Origin of the sequence: Paenibacillus sp. 2RAB27 (assembly GCF_052115445.1) — a bacterium.
GTDB lineage: Bacteria > Bacillota > Bacilli > Paenibacillales > NBRC-103111 > Paenibacillus_E.
The window spans coordinates 112033-137607 of record NZ_JBFRGR010000020.1; the positions used below are offsets into that span (position 1 = coordinate 112033).

Consider the following 25575-nt stretch of genomic DNA (forward strand, 5'->3'; position numbering starts at 1 on the left):
AGATGTTAAGAAAATTGGATCGATTGTTCGTATTGAGACTGCCCCTCCTTTTGGCTATGGCTTTCACTCTATTCCCACTATATTGGGCCATCGTGACATCTCTCAAGCGAGAGGGAGAAATTACAAGATTACCTATCAGCTATTGGCCCGAGAGAGTCACTTTTGAAAATTATGTAGTTGCCTGGAAAAATGTCGGGTTTTCGGTTTTTTTCAAAAATAGTGTATTCGTCTCGGGAATGACTGTCATTATCGTACTTGTCTGTTCTGTATTGGTAGGGTACGCGATCAGCCGATTTAAGTTCAAAGGAAAGAATGCCTTCATGATTATGCTGCTATGTACGCAATTTGTACCTGGCGCAATGCTACTGATTCCGTTATTTATGATATTCAAACAATTGGGGCTGACTAGTAATCTACTTGCGCTCATTATTACCTACAGTACGTTCCAACTTCCTTTCAATTCATTGCTTATGAGCGGGTTCGTCAGCAATATCCCGGAGGCACTGGAGGAAGCTGCAATGGTGGACGGCTGTAGCCGACTGAAAGCGATTTTTCTTGTGATATTTCCAATTCTTCTTCCTGGTATAGTCGCAACCACAGTATTCACATTCATTAGTGCATGGAACGAGTTCTTGTTCGCATTGATGTTCATAAGTAAACCGGCACTGTTCACGCTTCCAGTCGGTTTACGCTATATGCAAGGTGAGTTCGATATCCATTATGGCGCGCTTGCTGCCGGAAGTCTTATATCTTTAGTACCTGCTGTGATTTTATTCGGTTTTGTACAGAAATATCTCGTTCAGGGTATGGGGTCTGGAGCCGTCAAAGGCTAAGTTTGAACTAATTTCCCACTGGGAATTAGCCTATATATGATTCAATGAAAAGGGAGATGTTGAAAGCATGTTTAGAAAAATGACTTCTGTTCTTACTTTAAGTACCCTCAGTGTTGCCGTGCTATTGTCCGCTTGCGGTACAAGCACAAGCAGCAGTACAAGCAGTCCGGCTAGCAGCCGACCYGAGGATACTACGAAGCCCGCTGTTACGGCAAAGCCAGCCGAGAATGTAAAACTCGTCTTCTGGGATGAAAATGCCGGACCAGATCGCACGCCTTATTTACAGGAAATTATTAACCGTTTTCAAACGAAGAATCCGAACATTACGGTTGAATATGTTGGGATTCCATTCTCCTCGGCTAAACAGAAGTATGATGTCGCAATCGCTTCAAACGATACACCGGATATTGGCGGAGTTACTGGGATCTGGATCTCCGACTTTGCAGCCAAAGGTACACTCTTAGCATTGGATCCTTTCTTCGATAAATGGACTGAGAAGGATAAAATCACCAAAAGTCTAGTTGATTACAACCGTACGTTGGTACCTGATAAAAAGCTGTACCAAATTCCAAGTACCATGTATTTAGATGTCTTCTGGTACCGGTCCGATTTGATCAAAAATGCGGGTCTAAAGCCGCCTACGACGTGGAATGATTTTTTCACAGATGCTGAGAAGTTGACAGATGCCAGTAAGAATCAATTCGGATACACCATCCGTGGGGGATCAGGAAGTATTAATCAGTTGACTACAGCCATGTATGCGTATTCTGGTGTGGAGCATTACTTCAATGACAAGGGCAAAGCTACAGTAAATGATCCAAAGAATGTGGAGTTCTTGAAGAAATATGTAGGAATGTATAAAAAGTTTACACCTACAAGCGACATTACGAACGCCTATAAAGAAATGGTAGCTACATTTGATACGGGAACAGCAGCAATGGTTCAGCATAACTTCGGATCCTACAACAACCATCTGCAATCGCTTGGTGAGGGGAAATTCGCGTCAACAATTTTACCGAAATCAGACAACGGCAAAACAATCGTGGCTCCAACTGCAAATGGTTATGGCATATTCAAAAACAGCAAGCATCCGGCAGAAGCATGGGAATTCTTTAAATTTATTCTTTCCAGTGAATCTCAAGCCTATTGGAATGAAAAAATCGGTCAAATGCCTATTAACGTAGATGCGTTACAAAGTGACTATGTGAAAAAATCCCAACACATTCAAGACGGTGCCAATGTAATGGCTGACAAAAACACGGTTGTATTAGATGTGCCGACTTATTTACCTGACTACAGTAGTATATTGGCTCAAACATTAGAACCTAATTTCCAAAAGGTAATGTCCGGAACGATGACAGCCGAAGCCTTTCTTGATGGTTGGGCCAGCGCGATGGAAAAGGCGAAAGTGGAATATGACAAAGGAATTAAGAAATAGCTAAAAATTGCCTAACTATTGGAGGAGGTAGGAAGGTCGTCTAACCCATCCGTGAAGTTCATATAAAGTCCGGATGGGTTGGATTCAACTTGATTGAAAGCGCATTCAAAAAGAGTGATCTTGTAAAGAAAGTTCTTCAACAATATTTAGAAGGGGGGGATGCACTTCGGAATCGGAGTTAAAATCAGAACGCTGTAACCGTTTTTGGGACATAGAAGTGTAGGGAGTGTAAGTCGTAAATACCAAGCTGTTTGAAGACAAGTATACCATTAGGAGGAATTCTGTTTGGCTTCTATCTTTCATTCGAAAAAACTTACGTTGGCTTCACTTATTTTGTCGTTGACCTTCACCTTTGCCGGCAGCGCCTTTGCAGACACCGCGACAACAAGTCCATCTATGCCCTGGATGAACACGTCGCTCACGCCCGAGGTGCGTTCCGGACTTCTCATCGGTGCCATGACGCTGGATCAGAAGATTCAGCAGATTGCCATGAAGCCGGTGGCAAACACCAACCTCCCCGGCTGCGGTTTTTCCGCGCAGGGGCGCCACGTCGAAGGGATCCCCGACCTGGCCATCCCCACTCTCCGGATGACCAACGGTCCCTTTGGCGGTGGTGACTGCGCTGTGGCACCGACTTCAACGGGTCTGACCAGTGCTCTGACCGTCGCCTCATCGTTCGACCCGGCCGTCTCATCGGCATGGGGCGACATCATTGGGGAGGAAACCCGTGCCAGCGGCCACAACGTGTTGCTCACTCCAGGCATCAACCTGGGCCGGGTTCCGAACGCCGGACGCAATTTTGAGTACTTTGGTGAAGACCCCTACCTCGCKGGAGTCATGGCCGTCGCCCAGGTCAACGCCGTGCAGGCACGCGGGGTGCAGTCCGTGGCCAAGCACTTTGCGGCCAACGAGCAGGAGACCAGCCGCCAGACCATGGACACCATCGTCGACGACCGAACCATGCACGAGCTATACCTGCTGCCGTTCGAAATGACGATCCAAGAAGCCAACCTCGCATCCGTCATGTGTTCCTACCCGCACTTGAACGGTGTGTACGCCTGCGAAAGCTCTGAACTGCTCACCGATTGGCTGCGCGAGGACCTGGGATTCAAGGGCTATGTCATGTCCGACCGTGGGGCAACACACAGCACGGCACCGGCCATCAAGGCAGGCCTCGACCTCGAGTTCGCCAGTCCCCTCTGGTTTACCCCTAAGCTGATCCACGAGGCTTTGGATACGGGTGCGCTGACTGTCGCCGATATCAACAAGCAGCTCGACCGGCGGTACACCGTGATGTTCAAGTTGGGGCAGTTCGACGACCCTATCAACAGCCTGAGGCCAATCGACTTCGCGGCCAACGGGCGGCGGATCCAGGACATCKGGGAACAGGGTAGCGTCCTATTGAAGAATGACCACAGCACACTGCCATTGAAGGCGGCCTCACTCAAATCGGTCGCACTCATCGGGACCCCGACGTTCGCCGGCTCGGCGAAGTTCAACTCGCAGGGACCCTCGAATGTGATCGTCGTGACCTCGCCCTATACCGTGACGCCCGAGCAGGGCCTGAACAACGCGCTCCACGCGCTGGGCTCCAATGCCTCGGTCACCTACAACAACGCCAGCAACATCGCGAATGCCGCGGCGCTGGCCGCGAATTCTGATGTCGCCGTGGTGATGGTCGGCGATATCTCCCGTGAGGGAGTCGACCGCTCATCGCTCGCGCTGCCGGTTACGGACGGGGTGGACCAGGACGCACTGGTCGCGGCTGTGGTTGCAGCCAACCCGAACACCGTCGTCGTCCTCAAGAACGGCGGCCCGGTGCTGCTTCCGTGGCTCGACAAGGTGCCAGCGGTCCTTGAGGCCTGGTATCCAGGTCAGGAGGACGGCAACATCGTGGCCAACCTGCTGCTGGGGATCGACAATCCCTCCGGCAAACTACCGATCACGTTCCCGAGCAAGGAGCGGGAAGCCGCAAACGCCACGCCTGCGCAGTGGCCGGGGATTGACCCCGACGGAGCAGGTCCCCTGCCGTTGACAGCGACGTACAGCGAAGGTCTGGAAATGGGCTACCGTTGGTACGATGCGGAGAACATCAAGCCGCTGTTCGCTTTCGGCCACGGGCTGTCTTACACTAATTTCAAAATTTCTAAGCTCTCCATCTCGCAGAAGTCCAACGATGGGACCAAGCCATTCCAAGTGTCGGTCTTCGTAAAAAATACTGGAACCGTCGCGGGTGCAGAAGTGCCCCAGGTCTACCTGGGTCTGCCTGAGAGCGCGAACCAACCTCCCAAGCGCCTGGTAGGCTTTAAGAAGGTCTGGCTCGCTCCCGGTGAGGAGAAGCAAGTCACGATCACTATCGACCCAGCCGCGTCGAACCACCCGCTGTCCATTTGGGACACTGACGCAGACGCATGGAAAACTGTCCCTGGTATTTACAAGGTGCTTGTCGGCAACTCCTCGAACAACATCACGTTGACAGACTCCATCACAGTGGGGACAACCGCTACTCTTACTGGAAAAATTTCCGCAACAGCGGGAGAAACATTCTCCTTGAAATACGGCTTGAAAAATGTAACAAGTAGTGTTTATTCTGCAGTTTACGCACAGGATCTGACACTTCAATTTGATCCTACCGAATACGAGTTTGTTGGTGCGCAACCACTGAAACCAGGCTTATCTGTTATAAAACAAGAGCAAACCGAGCCCGGCATCGTGCGGATTATGCTCGCAAGCTTAGGCGCAGCCAATGCAATCAAGTCGGATGCTGACTTGCTAAGCATCCAATTGAAAGTAAAAACAAACATCGTGACGGCGAATCCCATTTCCTTAACAAGCATCTTAGTATCTAATGCGCTTGGGGGAACGACTCAGTTGGCCAATGTTTCTCAAATTTACAATAAAGCCGACTTCAACGTTAACGGCGTTATGGACATTGGTGACTTGGGTATCATTGCCGCTGCATACGGTAAGAAATCAAGTGATGCGGATTGGGCTAAGTATCAGTTAATGGATCTGAACAACGATGGCAAAATCGATATTGTCGATCTAGCTACGGTAGCACAACAAATTTAATCAACTACATGTAAAGGCATGGGCGAAAGTTTAGTAACTTTCCCCTGCCTTTAACGAAAGGATGGTCTTCAAAGTGAGAAGAAACTTACAGTCATTCGGCTTAATGGTATTGATGAGTATCATGCTTTTGCTGCCGCAGGTCGCTTTTGCTGATACGGCTCCATCTTTTTCATTGGGGTTGAATGCCTCTCAGGTGACGCTAGGCAATGAGATTCAGGTTACCGTCACGGGAAGAAATATAACCGATCTGTATGCTTATGAACTGAATCTCGATTTTGACAATGCGATGATGGAGTTTAAAGGGATCAGCAGCGGTGTTTCCGGAGGGTTTTCAGTTGATCCTCAGGTGAATGGCAATCATCTGCAATTTGCGTTTACCAAGGTAAGCAAAGTACCGGGTGAGAATGGAACTGTAAATCTTGCCACCGCAACATTTAAAACAATCCTTCAGGGGAGCGCAGAGCTTCAGCTGAAAAGCGTGAAGCTTGTAGATAGTAAATTAAATGATTATACGTACAATGCCGATGCGAAGGTGACGGTGTCGATCGTCTCGAGTAGTAACGGTAATCCACCACCACAAACACAAACATCAACACCTAATACACCAAAAGATGACCAAGTAAGCAAGGGAACCATCGTCATGCAACCCGGGGATGGGAATTTGGACGCAGCAACGAAAACGGCAACCTTTGTATTAAGTAATGCCAGTTGGGATAAGGCAATTCAACAGGCAGCTGCAAATGAAAAGGGAATCAAGAAAATCAATATTGAAATGAAGGAAATACCTGGTGCGGAAGCATATAAACTGCAAGTTCCGGCGAATTTGCTCTCAAATAGCGGGAACTCGGTTCAAATACAAGTTATATCGCCGCTTGCATCGGTATACATCCCGAATAATATGTTTCGTGCCAATGAACTATCTGGCGAAAGCATCACGCTGGAAATCGGGAAAGCTGATGTCAGCAAGCTGGATAAGGGTGTATTGAATCAAATTGGTGACCGGCCTGTGATTGATTTGAGCCTGCAATCCGGAGATAAGAAGGTATCATGGAACAATCCGAATGCACCGGTGACAGTACGCATGCCTTATTCACCGAATGATGATGAAAAGCAGCACCTTGAGCATATCGTTGTATGGTACTTGTCCGGCGATGGACAACCGATCCCGGTACCAAATGGCAGATATGATGAGAAAACGGGTACAGTTGTCTTTACGACAACACACTTTAGTATATATGCAGCAGCATTTGTTCAAAAAACATTTGATGATATTGCCTCCCTGGATTGGGCAAAAAATCAGATTGAAGTTCTGGCTTCTAAAGGAATTATCAACGGAAGCTCGGACAAGTCATTTGACCCTGATCAGCCAGTCACACGCGCGGATTTTTTAGTTTTGTTAGTTCGCACTTTAGAGCTAGACCGCAGCAGGGGAATGGGAGACAAATTCGCAGATGTACGTGCAGGCGAATACTACGACGAAGCTTTGAGAATTGCAAGAGGAATGGGCATTACGGAAGGCGTGGGCGATAATTTATTTAAGCCTAGCGAACCGATCACAAGAGAAGACATGATTGTAATGACTGAGCGTACGCTGAGAGTGTCGAAACAAATTACAACCAATTCAAAGGAAGAGCAACTAAAACAATTTAAAGATTATGCCAATGTATCAGCTTATGCGGCTCCTAGTATAGCTGCACTAGTCGAAATGGGGCTTGTTCATGGTTATGATAATGCTGTCCATCCTAAAGAATTTACGAATAGAGCACAAGCCGCTGTATTAATGTATAACATTTTTACAAATTTGTTTAAGTAAATAGAAGCTTTTTCTATAAGAAATGAAAACGCTTAATAAAATTTGCCCTTAAAGATTTACGAAAGGGGGCGAACACTATGCTGCGTATTCCACCTACATAAATGAAAGTTTAATACTTAAGAATTATTGAAATGGTGTTATTAATAAAAGAAAGTGAGGGGATAGAAAAATGACGATTAGCTCGAAACATTTTAAAAAGGTTTTACTATCTTCGCTTGTTACGTCGGTGTTATCTTCGTCCTTTGTTGTATCGAATGCAAAAGCGGCTGACCCCGTTCAGCCTGTAATCTCCAGTCATTTTAAGAGCATCTTTACGATTGATGGCAAGCAATTCAAAGATTTAAATGGAAACACTTCACTGGACCCGTACGAGGATTGGCGCTTGCCCACCAATCAGCGCGTGGCCGACCTCATTACGCGCATGACTTTGGCTGATAAAGCCGGCCTTATGCAGATCACCTCCCTGCCAACTGTCCTCGAGGGCACAACCGGCCTAAAGGACTTTGTCAATAACCGACGCATCCACTATCTCATCATCCGTGACAACCCTTCGGCCTTCGATCTGGCCACACGGGCGAACACGTACCAGGAGGTCGCGGAGGCCACGAGCCTAGGTATCCCACTCGTCTTAACCTCCAACCCGCGGAACTACGTTATAGAAGATGCTGAGTTCGGCAAAATTGAGGCCTCTGGAAAGTTCTCGACCTGGCCCGGACCCTTGGGCCTCGCGGCAACAGGCGACCTCCCTCTTATCCGCGACTTCGCTGAGATCGCACGCAAAGAGTGGCGCACGTCCGGCATCCAGAAGATGTACGGCCCCCAAGTTGAGGTCGTGACAGAACCACGTTGGCGCCGTATCAATGAAAGTTTCGGCGAGGGCACGGAACTAAATGCGGGGATTGCCCGTGAACTGGTCCTCGGCTTCCAAGGGCAGAAGGTCGGAAGCGATTCTGTAGCCCTTACCGCCAAACACTTCCCCGGTGACGGCCCTCTAATTCGAGGTCTGGACCCGCACAGAGAGATCGGCAGATGGACACAATACCCGACAGCTGGAAGCCTCTTCAAGTACCAGCTCCCACCGTTTCAGGCTGCAGTTGATGCAGGGGTGAGCTCGATCATGTCCTTCTACAACTCCCCTAGCAACTCGCTGAGTGCTGATCAACTCCCGAAAGAAATGTGGTACTCTGAAACCCAGCAGTTCGAAGAGGTGGCAGGCGCCTACAACAAGGGAATCATCACCGACCTACTGCGGACCAAGATGGGCTTTACTGGCTACGTGAATACCGACAGCGGACCGCTGACCAGCACGGATTATGGTGTGCATGACCTGACAATTGAGCAGAAGTTCGCCAAGGCGATCAAGGCCGGAGCGTCCATCTTCTCGGACAACAACAACCCGAGCGGGCTTATCAACGCGGTTAACCAGGGACTGATCCAAGAACAGGATCTCACCCCATCATTGACGCACCTGCTCACGGAGATGTTCAACCTGGGACTTTTCGAGAACCCGTACACGAACCCGACAGAAGCTCAGGCCATCGCATCATCGCCTGTGTCCCAGGCACGGGCTGACGAGGCGCAACGCAAGTCAGTCACGCTCCTGCGCAACAACAAGGGACTGCTGCCGCTGACCGATGCAAACCTCGCCACTACGAAGCTGTACGTGGAGGTTTTCAACGGTAGCAAGAGCGCCGATCAGACCGCTGCGCTTAAGGATCTCATCGCCAAAGATCCGTCGGTTAAAGTCGTCGGCACGCTTGCGGAGGCGAACGCCGCCCTCTTGTGGCTGCGGCCCAAAGCATACGAGTATCCCGATGATTCCACGGTGGAGATTCAGTTAGGCACGCTCACTGGTATCGACGTTGACAAGGTCAAGGCAATCGAGGCGGCCGTCCCGACTGCACTCGTAGTCAACATGACCAATCCGTGGGTCATCAACGAGGTCGAGCCTGGCGCTGCGGCGGTCGTAGCGACTTACAACATCAAGGGCGACGCCTTGCTCGACGTGCTGCGTGGGCGCTTCAACCCTACCGGTCATCTGCCGATCACGGTCCCAGCCAACCAGGATGCTGTGGAGAAAAACGCTTCGGACGTACCGGGCTACGCAGAGAAGTTCCACTACTCCTACACGAATGCGGTTGGTGACGACTACACATTCGGTTTTGGCTTATCTTATGCTAGTGCTTCTCTAACTGGAAGTACTGCGGCACCACTTGGAAGTACCTTCAGCTTGAATTATGGCTTGAATAATATATCGAAAAGTGTTACACATGGCGTATACGCGCAGGATCTGACACTTAGTTTTGATCCAACTCAATTAGAATTTGTTAATGCGCAGTCATTGAAAACAGGGTTGTCCGTTGTAAGTAAAAACGTGACAGAGCCAGGAAAAGTACGGATTTTACTCGCAAGCTTGGGATCTAGCAATGCGATAAATGCGGATGGCAATCTACTAAGCATTCAATTTAAAGCGAAGTCAGCTGCACAGACGCCTCCTGCCGTTGTTTCGTTAGCTAAAATCGTTTTATCTGATGGAAAAGGTAATGCAACTCAGTTGGGCCAAGTTTCTCAAAGTCTAACTATAAGTTACACGAAATACGATCTGAATGGCGACGGTATAGTGACCATTAGTGACTTAGGTCTCGTTGCAGCGGCATACGGAAAGAAATCAAGCAGTGCAGATTGGGCCCAATTTAAGTTAGCGGATGTAAACAATGATGGTTTTGTTGACATTGTCGATCTTGCATCTGTAGCTCAAGCAATCAATTAATAGGGTATCAGCCTAGTGCGCGAATCATTCACTTGATCATATATTGATATTGCCAACCCAGGCACCCAACTCACTCGTTGCCCTCATTTAAACTACAAGAAAAAAACGGTCTGTTTTCGCATTTATTTCGCGATAAGACCGTTTTTGTTTTTTGTGATGTTGGTTTAAAATGCAAAAGTCATTAAGATAATAACCAAAAGAATATAAAGAACTAAAACAGCTGCTGAGCTAGTACCAATACCGTAACCTGCACAACTTGCACCACTCATGTTTACTCATTCCCCTCAAGTGAAATTTCATTACGGTATAATCATACGCTAGGTACACAGATATTGATTGGACATAAGTCAGGTATGCTTGTTGAAATGAATAAAAAATGCAAAATAAACCGTTCCTAAATGGAGAGTGCAGCTGGAAACGATTACTGTCTGTCCATCGGACAACAATCCGGAGAAGTATCCTCCAATTCAGGAAAGAAGAACGTCGGCCCTCAAAGGTTATCTGGGGGCCGGCGTTTTTGCGTGTCCGGACGTTTTGGTACAGATGCCCAAAAAATGGGCCTTTGACTTAGTAACAAACGCGGAGCGTCTACCATAAGTTGGAATCAAGTTGATATGAAAAAATACTGGAGGTTTATCACATGACCAATATTCAAAATGAGCTTCAGCAGTTGGGTGTTTCGCAATTCCAGGCAACCGAAATGACGCCTTGGGAGCAGCAGGCTCAGTATCTTGCCGGCCAGTTTCCGAACGGCCAAGTGCCTGCGGATCCGTCGCGTCTTTGCGTCGGAGTTTGTGCCGGAGTTTGCGCCGGAGTTTGTGCTGGAGTTTGTGCAGGATTTTGCGCTGGATTTTGCGGCGTGTTTTGCGCCGGAGCTTGTGGTGGGGTTTGCGGCGGCTTCTGCGGTGGCGTTCGTTGCCATAACTGCGCGGGCTTCTGCCACCAATGCGCAGGCAATTGCCACCAATGCGGTGGCGGACACCGTTGCCGCTAACGCCTTCGCCTTCTCTTCTGGATTGTCGTAAACCGATCTCCCATGCACGGCGCTGTGCATGGGAGATTTTATATCCCTTAAAGAGTTGTCTGACATGAGGGACAAATAGTCGTACATATGATATAGAACGAAGATTGCAAATTGGAGAACACGTTTACGGCTAGGAGGGCTGAGATGTCAAAGTTGACTTCGTCTGCGCGCCTTCAGGTAAAGGCGGATACATTTTTTTTGCCGGTTCAGAATGACGGCGTCTATTTCCGTAACAATGTTGGCACGTTCCACATGAAAGGTGAGATGATTGACCGATGGTTGGAAAAGCTTATCCCCATGTTCAGCGGGGAGCACACACTGGCGGAATTGACGGACGGGCTATCCGGCCCATACCGGGACCAGGTGTACGAAATCGCGGAAGTGCTGAGGGAAAAAGGCTTTGCGCGCGATGTGAGCCAGGATCGCGCCCACAATCTCTCGGAGCAAACTTTCCGCAGGTATGCAGGGCAAATTGCTTATCTCGATAGCTTCGGTGATTCCGGCGCTTACCGGTTTCAGTGTTACCGGCAGGCAGAGGTGCTCGCGGTAGGCTCAGGCCAGATCTTTTCCGCGCTTGTGTCGTCGCTGCTGGAGTCGGGCCTGCCACGGTTCCGCATGCTGATTACGGATTCGTTGCCGACGGATCGACGTCGGCTTACGACTTTGGCGGAGCACGCTCGCTTGACGGATCCCGAGGTGGCGATTGGGGAAGTTGTACTGCCGAAAAAGGGTGCCGACGGTTGGAGGGAAGCCGTTCGGCCGTTCCAAACGGTCCTCTATGTGTCTGAGCAGGGCGATTGCGAGGAGCTGCGGCTTCTTCATAAGGCATGCCAAGCGGAATGCAAAACGCTGATTCCCGCTATGCGACTGCATCAGGCCGGCATCGCGGGCCCGCTTGTGCAGCCAGAAAGTGAGGTTTGTTGGGAATCGGCATGGCGGCGCATCCATGAGTCCGAAGTGTTCAAAGATCCGGAGAGGTTTGCCTTCTCCTCAACGGGGGGGGCACTGCTCGCGAATGTGATTGTTTTCGAGCTGTTTAAGACTGTGACGGGCACCACCAATCCGGAACTGAGAAACTCACTGTATCTGCTTGATTTGGAGACATTGGAAGGAAGCTGGCACCCATTGCTGCCGCATCCGCTTGTTGCCGGAAAAGTTAATGCCGCAGCCAACTGGGTGGATGACGCGGAGCTCCGGCTCGAGGTAGAGCCAGAAGGCAGCGCAGTGAACGGGCTGTTTTCGTACTTCAGCAAGTTGACTTCAGACCGAACGGGAATTTTCCATAGCTGGGAGGAAGGGGACCTTGGCCAGCTACCCTTGTCACAGTGCCGCGTTCAGGCAGCCGATCCGCTTTCGGAAGGACCAGTTGGTCTGCTGCCTGACATCATTTGTTCGGGATTGACGCACTTGGAGGCGCGGCGTGAAGCGGGGCTAGCCGGGCTTGAGGCGTATGTGACACGGCTTGGGGGGGTTCTTGTTAACACCGAGCAGTTTATCGGAGTCGGTATCGGGGAGACGGCCGCAGAAAGCGCGGCTCGCGGACTGCAAGCTTGTTTGACGAAGCATTTGGAGGCGCGGCTGACAGACCGGAAGCCGTCTATCGTTCGGGTTAGGCTCGGTCAGATTGAAGATGAGCCGTGCTTATTTTATTTACAGGGGCTGACCACGATGCGGGGCACACCGACGATTGGGCTTGGAGAGGAAGTGTGCGGGTTTCCCGTCGTATGGGCAGGCACGGAGGATGGATGGTTCGCAGCCACCGGCTTGACCGTGACAACGGCGCTCCGTAGGGCGCTGCAGGCGTCGCTGATGAAGGCGCAAAACGGGTCGGCATGCCGCGTGCCGCATGCCGTGGAAGTGAGGACCATCCAGCTTGGTTCAGACGCCCCGCTGGAGCTGTCCGTCCCCGCAGAGGAGTCGGAGTCGAAGCTGGATCGGGTAAAGGATGCGATGCGGAAGCTGAAAATAAGCGGCCGGGAAGTTTTCATCATCGACTTGGYGGTGGAGCCGTTTTTGCGTGATGGTCCTGCTGCTGTCTTCGGCGTGCTGCTGGGAGAGGGGGAAGCCGGATGAGCGCGGTCGTAGCCGTTGTCGGAGAAGGAGTGCTGGCGGAGCTGGTGTGTGTGGAGCTGATCACCGAGTGCCGAATCGTTCGAGTGACCGATATCAAGGAGGGGTTGCCGGAAGATGCGGAATTCGCCCTGGTGCTGAACGATGCCTGGCATCCAGCCGTTCTCCGTGAGGTGGAAGCGGAGCTGCAGGTTGCTGGCATCCCGTGGCTTCGCGGATTCGTCGCCTTCGGTGAGGGCGTTGTCGGTCCGCTCGTCAGGCCAGGCCAGTCTGGATGCTCCAGGTGCGCCGATACCCGGCAGCTTATAGCGGGGCGCGACAGCAGGGAAATGTGGGGGCTGCAGCAGTGTTTGACGGAGATCGGGGGAATCCCGTCTGACACATGGGCATCGCGCACGGGACTGTTGCAGATGGCGTATCTGATTGCGGCGGAATCGCGGAACGTGCTGCGGCGCATCCGCTCCCGCACGGAAGAACATGTGGTTTTGGTCAACCTAAAGACGTTGAATTGCTCCAGCCATTTCTTCTTACCGGACCCGTTGTGTCCCATTTGCGGAAGTCTCCCCGAAGATTCGCAGGATGCTGCCCGGATATCGCTCAAGCCGTCTCCGAAAGTCGGAGAAAACATCTACCGCAGCCGATCGCTCCAAGAGCTGAAAGCTTTTCTGGCACGTGACTATCTCGATTACAAGATCGGATTTCTGAACGGAAAAATGCTGGATCTGATTTCGCCCTTGGCCGATGCGACCGTGAATCTTCCGATGTTAGAGCAGGACGAAGTGACGGCGGGCCGGACGAACTGCTACGCGGATAGCGAGCTGTCGGCTATTCTGGAGGGCTTGGAGCGTTATTGTGGTATGGCGCCGCGCGGCAAGCGGCCGGTTGTTCGTGGCAGCTACCGTCAACTGGCGGGTGAAGCGCTCGATCCCGTGACGGTCGGGCTGTATGGGAAAGAGCAATATGAGCTGCCTGGATTTCCTTTTAAACCGTTCGATCCTGATGCCGAGACCGATTGGGCTTGGGGGTACTCGTTTGCGCAAGGACGCCCGATCTTGGTGCCGCAGTGGCTAGCGTATTACAGCTCTCCCTGTCGGCAAGGCTTCGTATACGAGACTTCCAACGGCTGCGCCCTGGGCGGAAGCTTGGAGGAAGCGATCATGTACGGGATGCTGGAGGTCGTGGAGCGCGATTCGTTCTTGCTGACATGGTACGCACAGCTGCCGCTTCCCCGTATAGACCCACAATCATCCGGAGACCGCGACCTGAAGCTCATGGTTGATCGGCTGCGGGCCGTTGCCGGTTTTGACGTGCTCTTGTTTAACGCGACGATGGAAAATGGCATTCCTAGCATTTGGGCGGTGGCGAAAAATAGAAAGCCTAATGGAGTGAATCTTATTTGTGCAGCTGGAGCACACCCGGATCCGGTACGGGCAGCGAAAGGGGCGGTTCACGAGTTGTCGGGGATGATGCTAACACTAGACCATAAATTCGAGGCGAACCGAGAGGATTATGTGCGGATGTTCCACAATCCTTCCCTGGTTCAAGGCATGGAGGACCATTCCTTGCTGTACAGCCTGCCGGAGGCGGAGCCGCGGTTGCGCTTTTTGCTGGAGGAAAACCGGCCGATGCGAGCATTCGCTCAAGAATTTGGGGTCACTCCGAAGCACGGGGATTTGACCGAAGATCTGAAGGCGATGATCGATAAGTTCCTCCAGCTGCATATGGACGTGATTGTGGTTGACCAGTCGACACCGGAACTGAGGCGTAACGGGCTGCACTGCGTGAAAGTACTTATGCCCGGCATGCTTCCGATGACGTTCGGCTACCAGTTTRCACGGTTGGCGGGACTGGAAAGGGCGCTTCGAGTGCCGGCCGAGTTAGGGTACACGGAGCGCCCTTTGCGTCCGGAGGAGCTCAATGCTCATCCGCATCCGTTCCCATAAATGAGCAGGGTCGATATCGGCTAATGCCAAATCGCGGTATCACTATAGAGCGATTGGGGGAAGTAGAATGAGTCTGGAAGCGTTTATTCGCCAGCTTCATGCCGACGGCAACGAGGGCGGGCTACCCCGCTGGGAGGTCGACTGGGACGATGCGCCGCTTGCCTATAAACTATATCGCGGCCTGCCTACTCATACGCTGTCCTCGGATATCCCACTGACGCTGGAAGCTCGGACAACGGCTGTTGATCCGAGCCTGAAAGACATCGGCCATTTTCTTTGGTATGTCTACGGGTTGACGCAAGTAAGCTATTCTCTTGCGGTTCCGATGGAGACGTACCGCAGATTCGTTCCTTCCGGCGGAGGGCGGTACCCGAACGAATTATACGTATATCTTCGCACAGAAGCCGGCGTTCCCGGACTTTACCATTACGATGCAGCACATCATCGCCTGGTGCTGCTGCGCGAAGGCAATTACGATTCGTACTTGGCCAGGGCCCTCGGCAACCGCTRTGATCTATCCTCATGCTTCGGCGTTGTCTTTGTATCGACGATGGGTTGGAAAAATGCTTTCAAATACAACACCTTTGCCTATCGTCTGCATGGGCTCGATTCAGGCGTGCTGCTAGGGCAGCTGCAGGAAACTGCGAAACGGTTCGGTTATGCATCAAGCGTGCATTTCCGGTTTCTGGATCGAGCCGTGGGCCATCTGCTCGGGCTATCCGGCTCAGAGGAGAATGTTTATGCGGTCATACCTCTTTCAGTGCAGCGCGACATCGTTTTGATAGACGATGCCGAAGGTACACCTCAAGTCGCAGCGGATGAGCTGTGCCGCGAGCTTCCGGCTGTTCAGCATGATTATTACATGCGTTCGAGATCCGTTAAGGAGATTCCGCAGCTGACTCAGATGAATGAAGCGGCGGCGCTCAATACGCTATCGCCGTTTCGCCGTTTTGAGCCCCGCAATAAAGTGGAAAACGAACTTCAGACTGTCTATTTACCAGTGGTGAAGCGGCTGAGCTACGATCTGGCGGCGACCAGCCGAGCACGGTATTCGCCCGAAAGCGAATTCATCTTGAGCCGTGTAACGGTGCAGCAGTTAGCCTCCCTGCTGCAGGAAGCTTCTGCTTCCTTTGCGTATCGCAACGATTTGGACGGCGTGGTGGAGGCTCCTCCGATTCGTGTCGCGTTATACGGGTGTTTCTATAACGTCGAAGGCGTACCGGACGGTGCTTATCGCTATGACGCAGCCGCTCACGCGCTCCGGCGCGAGCTTGCAGGTGATCATCGGCTCTGGCTGCAGCAGGGGATGAACCTGCACAACGTCAATTTGTTTCAAGTACCGATCTGTCTGCACATCGCCGGTGACGACGATCACCTGATTCCCCAATTGGGGTATAGAGGCTACCGTATCCAGCAGATGGAAGCCGGCATGCTCCTGCAGCGCCTGCTGCTGGCAGCGTCCGCTCTCGGCATGGGAGGGCGTCCGCTGCTTGGCTTTCAGGCCAGATCGTGCGACGAGCTCTATCGGATGTCCATGCATGGGCGAATCAGCCTCGTCCAAATCCCGATCGGTCGATGCCTTCCACGTCCCCGGCTTGAGGGAGGTTTGCACAGCTAGTTTATCCTGGATATCTCGGAGATGCGGATTCGTTTGGGTTTCAAATATGATATAAGTTCTTGTCTGTCTTTTTGTAAGAGGATATGAACTTATTTGTATAAAGATCCGCGCGCAGGCGCGGTTTTTTTTATGAATATGGGTACGAAATGGGGGATAAACCTAGTGGAGAACCATCCACTTGACCAAATATTGATATTGCCAGCTAGCAACCAACTAACTCGTCACCCTCATCAAAACAACGAAAAAAACGGTCTGTATTCGCATCTGCTTCGCGATAAGACCGTTTTAGTTTTTTCTATATTCGTGTTGGATCTTGTCACCCTCATTTAAACAACGAGAAAAATATAGAAAGCTGGGGTATTAGACGGAGGAGAGCTTACACTCCAAAAAGGGCACGTTGCAGGGTTAAACTCGACGATGGGACGAAGCTTTCAATTTGAAGCCGTTCATAGATTTATCCCAAGCTTGGTTAAATCCTCTCCAGTCTTCTCCTTTCGGTAGAAGCACCGAGCTTATTCCACTCAGCCCCCAATCCTCGTAAATCACGACTTTGCTATCTTCCTGGTGGTTATTCACGATCAGAAGGTGGAACTTTCCATGCACCAGCCTTTTTAATGCTGCGTGTAGCTCCTGCGCTTCTTTTCTACTAGAATTGGTTCTAATAAAAAGAATTGGTTGACCTTGAATAGTTTTCAAAAACCGATCTACGCGCCGATTGAGCTTTTCTTTAAAAGCTGGATAAGCTTGCCACCATCGCTCTGCAGTGAGATAAATAGGAAAGTCATGGAAAGATATAACGTCATTTGTGTTATCTCTTACAACAAAGCATTCATTGGTAGTGCCAATGAGTTCAAGCTGGCTAAGTTCCATAAATCCGTTGAAACGATGATCTATCAAACGAGCTACTCCCCCGATCGAATCGGAAACAAACCAATCTAAGGGACCCGCATATTTTCGTAAACCCAGTCTTTTAAGCTGATATGCTGTTTGACATGTAGAACCCAGACTAATGTAGGCCATATAACCACCTAAGGAATCGCGCCATTTCATAACTTTCACTCCCGTTTCAACAACCGATCTCCACCACAATGACGAGTAGAATTAAAGTATGCAAATATTAAAATTGCGCTTGGGCGAATATACGGCGTAATCCGAAAGTCTTTGGGACCAATCCCACTGATTGCGAGGAGCCTCTTTTTATTTAATATTTAGGCTATTGACTTAATCCAGGAGATTTCAGTTTTATAAGCGCTACAATAAAGTCGAACGCTGCTTCATCAGCTACGGAAGTGTGCTCCGTCATAGCGGGCATACGTTATTCGCTTCGATGTCCAGGGCGACGGCATGTCTGGAGCTAAGTCCGGCGGAGCTTTCTGTCGCGCTGCGTGGCCAGCATTATCTTCGCGCAGAGGTACGACCGGCTGTTATGCCGCAGCGCGTGACTGTTGAAGAGAATGCGGAGGTCATATCGAGTGACAACGGCGTCATCACCTTTGGTCAATCGAGCTCCATGGCGACGCATCGTCCTGGTTAAGGCATGACGAATGACAGAGGATACATGCAAAACAGCTGAACTTGATCCAATTCCCGATTTGTGACAAGAAAGTTGTCCGATTGCCAACAAGCAGTAGATTGGCCTGTAACTTGCTAAACTAACGGGAGGATTCGCGCAACCTTGTTGTCTTCGAAGAAAATTCAGATTTCCACTTGATCCTTACGTAACGTAATGATTTAAAGTGAACGTAAGAGCAGGAAGAAACACAGGCCTACTGCCAAAAATCGAACAACTAAATTCGAAATCGGAGGAGAAGCAAACATGAGAAAACTCGTATTGTTCATGCATGTGTCGCTGGACGGGTATGCGTCGGATTCGAACGGAGGACTAGATTGGATTCCGTACAACGAGGAATTAGAGAAATATGCCGAGGAGGTCGTAGCCGAAGTCGGCTCTCCCGTATACGGACGCACGACGTATCGGATGATGGAGAGCTACTGGCCCACGGTGCTGGACAATCCGAATGCGTCGAAGCACAGTATGGAGCATGCCAAATGGCTACAGGATGTTGAGAAGATCGCCATTTCCGGCTCGATGGACATTGTGGAATGGAACAATACGAAACTGATCAAGGACAATATCGCAGAGGAAATTAAGGTGCTCAAGGAGCAGTCTGGCAAAAATCTCGTTATCTTCGGCAGCCCGGGGGCGGCGAAGACGTTGCTTGAGCTCGGCCTGATCGACGAATTCCAGCTGACGATTTGTCCGGTCATCTTGGGCGGCGGAAAATCGGCATTCCACGGCGACGCTGAGAAAATCAGGCTCAAGCTGCTGTCCAGCCGAACGCTCAAGTCGGGCATTATCGCGGCCCGCTATGAGTTGGAGAAATAGCCGTGCCGTACAAGGTGTTCCACTAACGCGAAACTATAGCTCAATAAACGTCAAGAGAAGGCTGCCGACAGCAATGAACGGCAGCCTTCTCAGCTCCCGGGCAGAATAGTTATAACTAAACTCTTCCCAAAATAAGGGATTGCATTTGATATACTCTTCTAAGAGGTGGTATAACGGCTGTCGTTTCTCAATACATGGGTATCTATGCCCCGCAATAAGATAACGAGTATATCCAGGATAATACGCGCTACCTCATCGACAAAGATGAAAATGGAGGAATAAATGAATATTGAACTTGAAAAGCTCATTTATGCTTTAAACCAACGGTTCAAGACGAATATCATCTCCACCGACTGCCAAACTATGCCGTTACAGGGCGGAACTGTGGGAAATGTGTACCTAGTAACGGGGATCGCCGAAAGCGTGGATGGCGACAAATTGCCTTACCGTATAGTATTGAAAATCCAGAATAAATGGGAGCGTTATGGCGATCCAGGCTCATGGCGTCGGGAATATGATCTCTATTCGTCTGACTTGGGAGTGACGTTCTCGCAAGCCCTCCGCTGGCCGATATGTTATCACGCTGAGCTCAATGCCGAAGAAAATGAATACCAGCTGTGGCTGGAATATATCGATGGCGTAACCGGTTTAGACTTGACCGGTGACATGAATGTAAAGGCTGCGCTGGAGTTAGGGCGCTTTCAAGGCAAGCTGTATGCGGAGCAGCCCGCCGTGCTGCAAAGTCTGACCAACCTGAGCCATGCGGATCTCATGAAGAATACGTACCTGCATTACCGGTCATGGCCGGTCGTCTACGATTATATACGCTCGGAGGACTGCGAATTGCCATTGCCTCTGCACGTGTGCCAAATGCTCATCGATATCGATGACCAAGCAGACGAGATATTCGCTCGTATCGAAAAATTGCCCCTCGTGCTATGTCACCGGGACTTCTGGGTAACCAATCTTATCTATGCTGACGGGGATTTCGCGCTTATCGATTGGGATACCAGCGGATGGGGTTACCTAGGCGAGGATCTCGCAAGCCTGATCGCGGATGAACCGGATATCGATCACATGGTCGAACACTACCAGCGATGTATCCCTGCGTATTACAAAGGTTTTTTGGAGTATGCGGATGTATCCCGAATCGCCGATCATTGTGTCTACGAGATTATCCTTCTCGTATTCGGGTACAGGCTTGTGGAGGGGTATCTCCACACAGAGGCAGATGACGAGAAGACGAAGCGTGCCCATACTCTCCAAAAAATCTATGAAATGAAGTCCATAGCCTTGATAGACACATCTGGTCCAATTCCATTTATTATTACAGACGCAGGAAAATTCATTAAGCCGTAGTTCACTAGATACCATTCCTTTATTTATCAATTTAAGACAAGCTATCGTTATCGGTCTCATATACCGTAGTTCTGATATGGGAAACTTTGTAGAACAGGGTTTATGGTGAGATAAAGAGAGCGACAATGATTATTTTTACACAACATCCATATAGAATTAATTAAATCCTCGAAGTCCTTTTATATACTTATATTGTTTGATATAGCGAAATAAAAGGACTAGGCGGTAGATGTAATGTTAAAAAAACGTGACTTGCACGAATGCCATTTACTGTATAACTTAATGACGGATCCTGCAGTTTTTCCTTACGTTCGATCTAAATGCCAATTCTATGAACAATATTTATTCCTAACCAAACAGTTGATCGTTGAAGAAGAGCAAGAGACATGTATTTCTAGAACAATTCTTAACGAGATTGGACATCCCATTGGTACCATTGATTTATATGATATTGTAAATAAAACAGGCTTCTTAGCCACATGGATTGGAACTCCTTATTTTGGAAAAGGTTATAACCAGCGAGCGAAGGAATCCTTTTTTACTGAACTTTTTCTTGAACACAATATTGAAACGGTATTTTTGAAAGTCCGAAAACAAAATATTCGATCGAAGAAGGCGGTAGAAAAACTACCGTATGCCAAATTAGCAAATGATATCAACAATCAAATATATAAATCAATAAATCATGCGCAAGAGATCTATGATTTGTATCAAGTGGAGCGTTTAGACTTTATAGAATGCAATAAAGTCATGCAACATGAGATGGCAACGTAACAAACTGTGAAAAAACGGACTGTTCGTTAAACTCTATCTAGAAACGATAGCACAAATCAGTTTTAAACTATACGATTCTAATAAACAAACACCCAGTCAAAACACCAAAGTAAAGTGTTGGACCGGGTGTTGTTTATTGTACTCTTGTTTCCCGTTAGCACTTCTAGGCGTCACGACTATAGAACTACCGAACATCTACTTAAGCAATGTAAGTATAATCTCTACAGAATTATCAATAAATGATCGTTCTGGCCGAGATTTCATCATTACGGTAAGTCCGATTAACGATACAACAAGTGTCTGCGCTAATGCTTTAACGTTCATGTCGGTTTCAAGCTCACCTGACCGTACACCTCGTTCAATCGCTTCTTGAAATATGGCCGAAAGATACATCTGATGTTCCCTTGTAAGAATTTCAAATTTCTCATCATGAGGAGCAAGTTCCACCATCGTATTAATGCAAAAGCATCCCCGATTGCAACTTTCAGAATATCCTTCTTCCACAATACCCTCAAATAAAGTGCGAAATCCTTCTTTTACAGATGAACGATTCTGAAGTTTAGCACGGATATTGGAAGAGTGATAGTTTGTATATTTCCGCAGTGCGGCTTCAAATAATTCTTTTTTGTCACCAAAGGCGGAGTATATGCTTGGCCGCTGAATGCCCATTCTGGATGTTAAATCACTTAAAGAGGTAGCTTCGAATCCCTTCTCCCAAAATATTTGCATAGCTGCATCTAATGCAATGTCCACATCAAATTCCCGTTGCCGAACCATGAAAGATCCCCTTTCCATATCGTTCAGTATGTTATGATTTTAAGCTTTGAAGGATATGCTGTCAAATCAAAGCCCCTTAACACAATAATTTTTGACAACCATCTCTTGACAGTATGTATTTGTGGCGCGTATTATTTACACTGCATCATAACATACTGACAGGTATAATATATTGATCGGTATGATATTAATTGAAATAAGAATGGATGTGTGAACTATGGAGACGCTAGAAGAAAAAGCGGCAGTTATTGCCGGAAATGATTGCTTTATAGTAGAGGACACAGCACAAGAAGCATACACAGTATCCGATTCAGTTCCTGTCCCTAAGATCTCTCGTTATGTGGCACTGTTATTTGCAACCGCCTGCGGGCTGGCTGTCGCCAATATCTACTACGCGCAACCGCTGCTGGACGCCCTGGCGAGCGAGTTCAGTATTGCCCATTCATCCGTGGGCATTGTCATTACCATTACTCAGATTTGTTATGCACTGGGATTGCTGCTGTTGGTACCTCTCGGCGATCTGCTGAATCGACGTCGGCTGATCCCTAGTCTAATGCTATTATCCGTGTTGGCTCTTATTGCGGTTGGCATCGCGCCAAACAGCACGGTGCTGCTCACAGGTTTGGCTGCGGTGGGACTGCTCGCTGTAGTAACGCAGGTTCTCGTGGCGTTTGCGGCGACTTTGGCTGCTCCTGTCGAGCGCGGACGAATAGTCGGCTTGGTGATAAGCGGAGTAGTGATCGGCATTCTGCTTGCCCGAACCTTCGCTGGTGTATTGACCGATCTCGCCGGTTGGCGTTCGGTTTATCTCGTCTCAGCGGCGTTGATGCTCGTCATGGCCGGCGTGATGTTCCGTGTGCTGCCGCATGATGAACGCGAAAGGGCGTCACTAACTTACCCGCAGTTGCTTCGTTCGGTACTCGCTTTGTTCTTGCAGGAACGAATATTACGCGTTCGCGCCGTACTGGCTTTGCTGATTTTTACCGCGTTCAGCACATTGTGGACTTCGCTGGTGTTACCTCTAAGCAGCCCATCGCTGTCGCTTTCGCATACCGCTATTGGAGCGTTTGGTCTCGCTGGAGCTGCCGGAGCGTTAGCAGCATCTCGGGCAGGGCGGCTCGCCGATCGAGGTTTAGGACAAAGGACTACCGGAGTCGCGCTGACTTTGTTGCTGGTATCATGGTTACCAATCAGCTATACCGAACACTCGCTGCTTGCATTGATCGTTGGAATACTCCTTCTTGATATGGCGGTGCAAGCCGTACACGTCACGAACCAGAGTTTGATCTATAACGTACGCCCAGAGGCAAACAGTCGACTCACTGCCGGCTATATGATTTTCTATTCGGTAGGAAGCGCCACCGGTTCAATTGCTTCGACCAGTATCTACGCTTACGCTGGCTGGAACGGAGTATGTTTGTTAGGTGCCGCTGTCAGTGCTTTGGCCCTTTTATTCTGGGCATTGACCTGCCGTCCGCAGTCTGTTATTTCGAAATAATGATCGTGCCTCGCCGTAGCCTATCTTTTATTTCACACAATTACGACGTCTATGCAGTAGGCGTTTGCCAGTACAGACTCCTATTCAGTGCAATTAGCATGACCAATAAACGTAAATTCTAACAGAACAGATTTTTGCCATATGATTATGATAAGAATCTGTTCGCAATGGTATTGGATATCATTCTTGTCATCCGACACGGCACTACAGGAAAGGTTTGTTAGTTTAATGCCCCACCCAGTCTAATACTTTATTGAAAACTATCAAGACCTTGATAGAGAAAAATTGATTTAAATATAGGGATTTACATATTATGCATAACCAATATGTAGATCTTTTTGTTTTTCGGACTGAGGAAAAAAGCATTAATCGAGAAGCGATCGTTACGCTAACTGGCAGATTAGCGTGGTAGTAGCTAGAAGATTTTGAATATTTATGAATCTCAACTAACTTCTTGGAGCCCATAGCATTATAGACGCCTATAACGCAAACGGCTGCCCCTATCCAATCGTACATATCGGTGTTTTTTTATCGACGAACATACCCCAAATTACAGCAAGAACAACAAACACGCCCCCGTATGCTGCGTAGACGCGACCAAATGTTGGGAAACTCTGCAACGTTGGAATGATACCATAAGCGACCAGGATGAGGCTTCCGATGATAGCATACCAGAGGGGCTTTGATTCGCGCAGCCACAGCCATACCATGTAACCGCCGCCAATTTCGGCAAGTCCTGCAATAATGAAAATTAAGATAGTTAACAACAAAATCATTTACTCCTTTCGCTATGAACAAGTGCCGGTGGTTTTTATTTTATTAAAGCATTCAGACCAGGTAAGGCATTTGCAGTTTAAACCATCGTCTAAAATTTGAATCATCGAATTGATTTGTTTCTTTTTTTCTTCAAGCTGAGCGCGTTTTTCTCTCGCCATTTCTTCCCATCTATCCGATGTAGGGATTGATTCAAATCCTTCAAGTAAAACCGAAATTTCTGGAATCGTAAACCCGGTATGCTGTGCTATTTTTATAAATGTAATTCGCTCTAGAAGGCTTTCGGAATAGCGACGCTGACCATTCTTACGGTCTGTATTTGGCAACAGTCCAATGGATTCATAATATCGAAGGGTCGATGGATTCACATCTGCTTTAGCTGCTAGTTGACCAATACTAAGTTCTGACATTTGTATGCACCTCGCTTGACTTAAAGTTAGCTTTAAGTATTATGATGTAATTATAATATTAATGAGGTGGTGGCGTAAATGAAAAAAAGTGAATGGTTAGCGGGGCTTGGTATTCTTGGAGCATGCGCGCTTTGTTGTGCATTACCTTTACTTGGCGGGGCGGCAGTTCTTGGCATATCTTCTTTCTTTTTAAATCCAGTGGTGATTGTGATATTGGCTCTCGTTCTTATTACGATGGCAGTTGTTGTATATCAGCGCCGAAAGGCAAATGGAACTTCTTGCATTAAGCCAGGTTGCAGCTGCAATTCTTGTGCTAGTGGTAGGAGCTAAGCATATGAAAAATGAAGTGCCTGTTGCTTGCTGCCACACCGTTTTTACGAAAGTAGAGCGGATGAATTACAAAGATGCTTGGGGCGAATTAGAAAAAAGAAGGACGGCTGTAATGGAGATTGAAGCAGGTTTCCAATATCAATTTCCCGGCGACTCGGAAACGCTTCGCCTTCTGTATGATTAGATTAGTCTAGAGAGGAAATGCTGTCCGTTTTTAACTTTTACAGTGATAGCAAGTAGCGTGGATGAGCCGGTCTTCCTTCAATTAACTGGAACCGAAGATGTAAAATCATTCTTGCGTTCAGAATTTAACGATAATATTAATTTGATTATTACAATGAACGATAGATAATGTGTAATTAATCAATGGGCAAATCTTTACGCTAACGAGAGAACGATAGTTAAATATTTGTTACATGATTGAAATCTTATTTTCGTCTGACATTAATCTTTCAACATTATAATAAAGTCGCCCCCCTTTTTAAATATAAACTGAGACCCTCAGCCCATTGCTGAGGGTCTCTTTGTGCTATTAAACTAAACATTCCTGTTAAGGCTAAGAAATGGCCTTTGTCAAAAAAGGAGCGCCTCGGTATGATGGATTTGTCGACGGGTTCGTAACCCAATACCATCAAGGAGGCGCTCTTACTTATGAAGTTTAAACAATCTAACGGACAAAATCAACG

At 48.8% G+C, this 25575-nt stretch carries 20 protein-coding genes and 1 pseudogene; 16 read left to right on the forward strand and 5 right to left on the reverse strand.

What is annotated here, in order from left to right:
• Nucleotides 1-2 precede the first annotated feature (2 nt).
• The 5 genes from AB4114_RS24010 to AB4114_RS24030 all read left to right on the forward strand — a co-directional run bounded on the left by AB4114_RS24010 (nucleotide 3) and on the right by AB4114_RS24030 (nucleotide 9926).
• Nucleotides 3-833 (forward strand): carbohydrate ABC transporter permease, encoded by an 831-nt coding sequence (locus AB4114_RS24010; protein WP_441990709.1) that lies wholly within the window; start codon nucleotides 3-5, stop codon nucleotides 831-833.
• A gap of 67 nt (nucleotides 834-900) precedes the next feature.
• Nucleotides 901-2271 (forward strand): ABC transporter substrate-binding protein, encoded by a 1371-nt coding sequence (locus tag AB4114_RS24015; protein ID WP_441990710.1) that lies wholly within the window; start codon nucleotides 901-903, stop codon nucleotides 2269-2271.
• Between the two features lie 285 nt (nucleotides 2272-2556).
• On the forward strand, nucleotides 2557-5343 hold the full coding sequence (locus tag AB4114_RS24020) for a glycoside hydrolase family 3 C-terminal domain-containing protein (RefSeq protein ID WP_441990711.1): 2787 nt from the start codon (nucleotides 2557-2559) through the stop codon (nucleotides 5341-5343).
• Nucleotides 5344-5416: 73 nt separating this feature from the next.
• Nucleotides 5417-7156, forward strand: a complete 1740-nt coding sequence (locus AB4114_RS24025; protein WP_441990712.1) for an S-layer homology domain-containing protein — start codon at nucleotides 5417-5419, stop codon at nucleotides 7154-7156.
• Nucleotides 7157-7325: 169 nt separating this feature from the next.
• A complete protein-coding gene (locus AB4114_RS24030) occupies nucleotides 7326-9926 on the forward strand; it encodes a glycoside hydrolase family 3 N-terminal domain-containing protein (RefSeq protein ID WP_441990713.1) in 2601 nt (866 codons plus the stop codon).
• 164 nt (nucleotides 9927-10090) lie between these two features.
• On the opposite strand, the gene AB4114_RS24035 is transcribed toward AB4114_RS24030, so the two are convergent.
• A complete protein-coding gene (locus AB4114_RS24035) occupies nucleotides 10091-10195 on the reverse strand; it encodes a YjcZ family sporulation protein (RefSeq protein ID WP_441990714.1) in 105 nt (34 codons plus the stop codon).
• Nucleotides 10196-10626: 431 nt separating this feature from the next.
• On the opposite strand from AB4114_RS24035, the gene AB4114_RS24040 reads away from it, so the two are divergent.
• The 4 genes from AB4114_RS24040 (at nucleotide 10627) to AB4114_RS24055 (ending at nucleotide 16581) form a co-directional block, all read left to right on the forward strand.
• Nucleotides 10627-10920 carry a hypothetical protein gene (locus tag AB4114_RS24040; RefSeq protein ID WP_441990736.1) on the forward strand — a complete coding sequence of 98 codons (294 nt, stop codon included), beginning with the start codon at nucleotides 10627-10629 and terminating at the stop codon, nucleotides 10918-10920.
• A gap of 174 nt (nucleotides 10921-11094) precedes the next feature.
• Nucleotides 11095-13023, forward strand: a complete 1929-nt coding sequence (locus AB4114_RS24045) for a putative thiazole-containing bacteriocin maturation protein (protein WP_441990715.1) — start codon at nucleotides 11095-11097, stop codon at nucleotides 13021-13023.
• On the forward strand, nucleotides 13020-14963 hold the full coding sequence (locus AB4114_RS24050; RefSeq protein ID WP_441990716.1) for a TOMM precursor leader peptide-binding protein: 1944 nt from the start codon (nucleotides 13020-13022) through the stop codon (nucleotides 14961-14963). Before AB4114_RS24045 ends, AB4114_RS24050 begins: the two co-directional genes overlap by 4 nt.
• 67 nt (nucleotides 14964-15030) lie before the next feature.
• Entirely contained in the window at nucleotides 15031-16581 is a 1551-nt protein-coding gene (locus AB4114_RS24055) for a SagB family peptide dehydrogenase (protein ID WP_441990717.1), read from the forward strand.
• Nucleotides 16582-16986: 405 nt separating this feature from the next.
• On the opposite strand, the gene AB4114_RS24060 is transcribed toward AB4114_RS24055, so the two are convergent.
• Nucleotides 16987-17631, reverse strand: a complete 645-nt coding sequence (locus AB4114_RS24060; RefSeq protein ID WP_441990718.1) for a DUF1796 family putative cysteine peptidase — start codon at nucleotides 17629-17631, stop codon at nucleotides 16987-16989.
• A gap of 241 nt (nucleotides 17632-17872) precedes the next feature.
• Between AB4114_RS24060 and AB4114_RS24065 the strand changes: the two genes are divergently transcribed.
• The 4 genes from AB4114_RS24065 to AB4114_RS24080 all read left to right on the forward strand — a co-directional run bounded on the left by AB4114_RS24065 (nucleotide 17873) and on the right by AB4114_RS24080 (nucleotide 21100).
• The gene (locus AB4114_RS24065) at nucleotides 17873-18115 is read left to right on the forward strand and encodes a hypothetical protein (RefSeq protein WP_441990719.1); all 243 of its coding nucleotides are present in this window, start codon (nucleotides 17873-17875) and stop codon (nucleotides 18113-18115) included.
• A 282-nt stretch (nucleotides 18116-18397) separates the two neighbouring features.
• Nucleotides 18398-18967, forward strand: a complete 570-nt coding sequence (locus AB4114_RS24070; RefSeq protein ID WP_441990720.1) for a dihydrofolate reductase family protein — start codon at nucleotides 18398-18400, stop codon at nucleotides 18965-18967.
• A 282-nt stretch (nucleotides 18968-19249) separates the two neighbouring features.
• Nucleotides 19250-20326: an aminoglycoside phosphotransferase family protein gene (locus tag AB4114_RS24075; protein ID WP_441990721.1), complete on the forward strand. Its 1077-nt coding sequence runs from the start codon at nucleotides 19250-19252 to the stop codon at nucleotides 20324-20326.
• Nucleotides 20327-20560: 234 nt separating this feature from the next.
• Nucleotides 20561-21100: a GNAT family N-acetyltransferase gene (locus AB4114_RS24080; protein ID WP_441990722.1), complete on the forward strand. Its 540-nt coding sequence runs from the start codon at nucleotides 20561-20563 to the stop codon at nucleotides 21098-21100.
• 195 nt (nucleotides 21101-21295) lie between these two features.
• On the opposite strand, the gene AB4114_RS24085 is transcribed toward AB4114_RS24080, so the two are convergent.
• Nucleotides 21296-21877, reverse strand: coding sequence for a TetR/AcrR family transcriptional regulator (locus tag AB4114_RS24085; RefSeq protein ID WP_441990723.1), 582 nt, complete (start codon nucleotides 21875-21877; stop codon nucleotides 21296-21298).
• A gap of 217 nt (nucleotides 21878-22094) precedes the next feature.
• Here AB4114_RS24085 and AB4114_RS24090 point away from each other — a divergent pair, with 217 nt between their 5' ends.
• Nucleotides 22095-23375: an MFS transporter gene (locus AB4114_RS24090; RefSeq protein WP_441990724.1), complete on the forward strand. Its 1281-nt coding sequence runs from the start codon at nucleotides 22095-22097 to the stop codon at nucleotides 23373-23375.
• A gap of 446 nt (nucleotides 23376-23821) precedes the next feature.
• Here the strand turns inward: AB4114_RS24090 and AB4114_RS24095 are convergent.
• A pseudogene (locus AB4114_RS24095) lies at nucleotides 23822-24151 on the reverse strand (YnfA family protein).
• A 12-nt stretch (nucleotides 24152-24163) separates the two neighbouring features.
• Nucleotides 24164-24559 (reverse strand): MerR family transcriptional regulator, encoded by a 396-nt coding sequence (locus AB4114_RS24100; RefSeq protein WP_441990725.1) that lies wholly within the window; start codon nucleotides 24557-24559, stop codon nucleotides 24164-24166.
• 78 nt (nucleotides 24560-24637) lie between these two features.
• On the opposite strand from AB4114_RS24100, the gene AB4114_RS24105 reads away from it, so the two are divergent.
• Together AB4114_RS24105 and AB4114_RS24110 are read left to right on the forward strand one after the other, a co-directional pair.
• The gene (locus AB4114_RS24105; RefSeq protein WP_441990726.1) at nucleotides 24638-24889 is read left to right on the forward strand and encodes a hypothetical protein; all 252 of its coding nucleotides are present in this window, start codon (nucleotides 24638-24640) and stop codon (nucleotides 24887-24889) included.
• Nucleotides 24890-24893: 4 nt separating this feature from the next.
• A complete protein-coding gene (locus AB4114_RS24110; protein WP_441990727.1) occupies nucleotides 24894-25073 on the forward strand; it encodes a hypothetical protein in 180 nt (59 codons plus the stop codon).
• The last annotated feature ends 502 nt before the right edge of the window (nucleotides 25074-25575 follow it).

What these genes read in the sequence shown, in the direction of transcription:
- AB4114_RS24110 (WP_441990727.1), top strand. Translation starts at nt 24,894, where the DNA reads ATGAAAAATGAAGTGCCTGTTGCTTGCTGCCACACCGTTTTTACGAAA.
- AB4114_RS24090 (WP_441990724.1), top strand. Translation starts at nt 22,095, where the DNA reads ATGGAGACGCTAGAAGAAAAAGCGGCAGTTATTGCCGGAAATGATTGC.
- AB4114_RS24105 (WP_441990726.1), top strand. Translation starts at nt 24,638, where the DNA reads ATGAAAAAAAGTGAATGGTTAGCGGGGCTTGGTATTCTTGGAGCATGC.
- AB4114_RS24100 (WP_441990725.1), bottom strand. Translation starts at nt 24,559, where the DNA reads ATGTCAGAACTTAGTATTGGTCAACTAGCAGCTAAAGCAGATGTGAAT.
- AB4114_RS24040 (WP_441990736.1), top strand. Translation starts at nt 10,627, where the DNA reads ATGACGCCTTGGGAGCAGCAGGCTCAGTATCTTGCCGGCCAGTTTCCG.
- AB4114_RS24060 (WP_441990718.1), bottom strand. Translation starts at nt 17,631, where the DNA reads ATGAAATGGCGCGATTCCTTAGGTGGTTATATGGCCTACATTAGTCTG.
- AB4114_RS24070 (WP_441990720.1), top strand. Translation starts at nt 18,398, where the DNA reads ATGAGAAAACTCGTATTGTTCATGCATGTGTCGCTGGACGGGTATGCG.
- AB4114_RS24085 (WP_441990723.1), bottom strand. Translation starts at nt 21,877, where the DNA reads ATGGTTCGGCAACGGGAATTTGATGTGGACATTGCATTAGATGCAGCT.
- AB4114_RS24030 (WP_441990713.1), top strand. Translation starts at nt 7,326, where the DNA reads ATGACGATTAGCTCGAAACATTTTAAAAAGGTTTTACTATCTTCGCTT.
- AB4114_RS24010 (WP_441990709.1), top strand. Translation starts at nt 3, where the DNA reads ATGTTAAGAAAATTGGATCGATTGTTCGTATTGAGACTGCCCCTCCTT.
- AB4114_RS24080 (WP_441990722.1), top strand. Translation starts at nt 20,561, where the DNA reads ATGTTAAAAAAACGTGACTTGCACGAATGCCATTTACTGTATAACTTA.
- AB4114_RS24075 (WP_441990721.1), top strand. Translation starts at nt 19,250, where the DNA reads ATGAATATTGAACTTGAAAAGCTCATTTATGCTTTAAACCAACGGTTC.
- AB4114_RS24035 (WP_441990714.1), bottom strand. Translation starts at nt 10,195, where the DNA reads ATGAGTGGTGCAAGTTGTGCAGGTTACGGTATTGGTACTAGCTCAGCA.